Annotated in this window: 1 rRNA gene; it reads left to right on the top strand. The window is 54.0% G+C overall.

Going from position 1 to position 3,071, the window contains the following annotated elements:
• Positions 1-158 precede the first annotated feature (158 nt).
• Positions 159-3,044 (top strand): 23S ribosomal RNA (locus tag FHS47_RS19505).
• Positions 3,045-3,071: the final 27 nt, after the last annotated feature.

Here is a 3,071-nt window from a genome sequence, read left to right as displayed (position 1 = left end):
TTATTTTGAAGCCTACCGGCGCTGAGGCCGGTCAGGTGTTCTTTGAAAATCTGTAAACGAGTGACAAGCGTCTTGGTTCGTAACCGAACCCAAGACAAGTGTTAAGGCGAAACGAAGTGGCTTGTGCGAATAGGCCCCGAGGCGACTTGGGGTTATATGGTCAAGCGACTAAGCGTATACGGTGGATGCCTTGGCAGTCAGAGGCGATGAAGGACGTGGCAGCCTGCGAAAAGTGTCGGGGAGCTGGCAACAAGCTTTGATCCGGCAATGTCCGAATGGGGAAACCCACCGCGCAAGCGGTATCGCATAGTGAATACATAGCTATGCGAAGCGAACCCGGGGAACTGAAATATCTAAGTACCCGGAGGAAAAGAAATCAACCGAGATTCCGTCAGTAGCGACGAGCGAACGCGGACTAGCCCAAAAGTGTCGCACATTCTAGTCGAACCGCTTGGAAACGCGGGCCGTAGACGGTGATAGCCCGGTAGACGAAAGGGTGCGTGGCATGAAATTGAGTAAGGCGGGGCACGTGAAACCCTGTCTGAACATGGGGGGACCATCCTCCAAGGCTAAATACTCCTGACTGACCGATAGCGAACTAGTACCGTGAGGGAAAGGCGAAAAGAACCCCGGAGAGGGGAGTGAAATAGACCCTGAAACCGTATACGTACAAGCAGTGGAAGCCCGCAAGGGTGACTGCGTACCTTTTGTATAATGGGTCAGCGACTTACTGTCAGTGGCAAGCTTAACCGTATAGGGGAGGCGAAGGGAAACCGAGTCTGAATAGGGCGAATAGTCTCTGGCAGTAGACCCGAAACCGAGTGATCTATCCTTGACCAGGTTGAAGGTGCGGTAACACGCACTGGAGGACCGAACCCACATCTGTTGCAATAGATGGGGATGAGTTGAGGATCGGAGTGAAAGGCTAAACAAACTCGGAGATAGCTGGTTCTCCTCGAAAGCTATTTAGGTAGCGCCTCGTGCGAACACTGTTGGGGGTAGAGCACTGTTATGGCTAGGGGGTCATTGAGACTTACCAAACCATGGCAAACTCCGAATACCAACACGTGCTACACGGGAGACACACGGCGGGTGCTAACGTCCGTCGTGAAAAGGGAAACAACCCAGACCCGCAGCTAAGGTCCCAAAGTCATAGCTAAGTGGAAAACGATGTGGAAAGGCATAGACAGCCAGGAGGTTGGCTTAGAAGCAGCCACCCTTTAAAGAAAGCGTAATAGCTCACTGGTCGAGTCGGTCTGCGCGGAAGATTTAACGGGGCTAAGCTATGCACCGAAGCTCGGGGTGTACGGATTTTGATCTGTACGCGGTAGAGGAGCGTTCCGTAGGCCTGTGAAGGTGAGTCGTAAGGCTTGCTGGAGGTATCGGAAGTGCGAATGCTGACATGAGTAACGATAAGGGGGGTGAAAAGCCCCCCCGCCGAAAGCCCAAGGTTTCCTCGCGCAACGTTCATCGGCGCAGGGTGAGTCGGCCCCTAAGGCGAGGCAGAAATGCGTAGTCGATGGGAAGCAGGTTAATATTCCTGCACTTTTCTACAGTGCGATGTGGGGACGGAGAAGGTTAGGTCTACCAGGCGTTGGTTGTCCTGGGGAAAGGCGGTAGGCGGTGATCTTAGGCAAATCCGGGATCACATACGCCGAGCACCGAGACCAGTCCTTAAGAGGACGAAGTGACTGACACCACGCTTCCAGGAAAAGCCACTAAGCTTCAGCTGTAGAAAAACCGTACCGTAAACCGACACTGGTAGGCAGGGTGAGAATCCCAAGGCGCTTGAGAGAACTCGGGTGAAGGAACTAGGCAAAATGGCACCGTAACTTCGGGAGAAGGTGCGCCCCTTGGTGTGGTCACGTGCGTGACTGAGCATCGAGGGGTCGCAGTAACCTGGCCGCTGCGACTGTTTATCAAAAACACAGCACTCTGCAAACACGAAAGTGGACGTATAGGGTGTGACGCCTGCCCGGTGCTGGAAGGTTAATTGATGGGGTCAGCCGCAAGGCGAAGCTCTTGATCGAAGCCCCAGTAAACGGCGGCCGTAACTATAACGGTCCTAAGGTAGCGAAATTCCTTGTCGGGTAAGTTCCGACCTGCACGAATGGCGTAACGACAGCGGCGCTGTCTCCACCCGAGACTCAGTGAAATTGAAATCGCTGTGAAGATGCAGCGTTCCCGCGGCAAGACGGAAAGACCCCGTGAACCTTTACTATAGCTTTACACTGAACGTTGAGTTCTTCTGTGTAGGATAGGTGGGAGGCTATGAAACCGAGACGCTAGTTTCGGTGGAGCCATCCTTGAAATACCACCCTGAAGTGCTTGACGTTCTAACCTAGGTCCGTAATCCGGATCGGGGACCGTGTATGGTGGGTAGTTTGACTGGGGCGGTCTCCTCCCAAAGAGTAACGGAGGAGCACGAAGGTACGCTCAGCGCGGTCGGACATCGCGCACTGTGTGCAAAGGCATAAGCGTGCTTGACTGCGAGATCGACGGATCAAGCAGGTACGAAAGTAGGTCTTAGTGATCCGGTGGTTCTGTATGGAAGGGCCATCGCTCAACGGATAAAAGGTACTCCGGGGATAACAGGCTGATACCGCCCAAGAGTTCATATCGACGGCGGTGTTTGGCACCTCGATGTCGGCTCATCACATCCTGGGGCTGTAGCCGGTCCCAAGGGTATGGCTGTTCGCCATTTAAAGTGGTACGCGAGCTGGGTTCAGAACGTCGTGAGACAGTTCGGTCCCTATCTGTCGTGGGCGTTGGAGATTTGAGGGGGGCTGCTCCTAGTACGAGAGGACCGGAGTGGACGTTCCGCTGGTGTTCGGGTTGTCATGCCCATGGCATTGCCCGGTAGCTACGAACGGAAGTGATAACCGCTGAAAGCATCTAAGCGGGAAGCACGCCCCAAGATGAGATCTCCCGAGAGCTTGACTCTCCTTAAGGCACCATCAAGACTAGGTGGTTGATAGGCGCGGTGTGGAAGTGCAGCAATGCATTGAGCTTACGCGTACTAATGAGCCGTGAGGCTTGACCATATAACCCCAAGACGCTTCACCGTCTTA

Source organism: Luteibacter sp. SG786, assembly GCF_011759605.1.
GTDB lineage: Bacteria > Pseudomonadota > Gammaproteobacteria > Xanthomonadales > Rhodanobacteraceae > Luteibacter.
The sequence above is the reverse complement of the archived record's forward strand: the minus strand, read 5'-3'. Positions and strand labels throughout refer to the sequence as shown.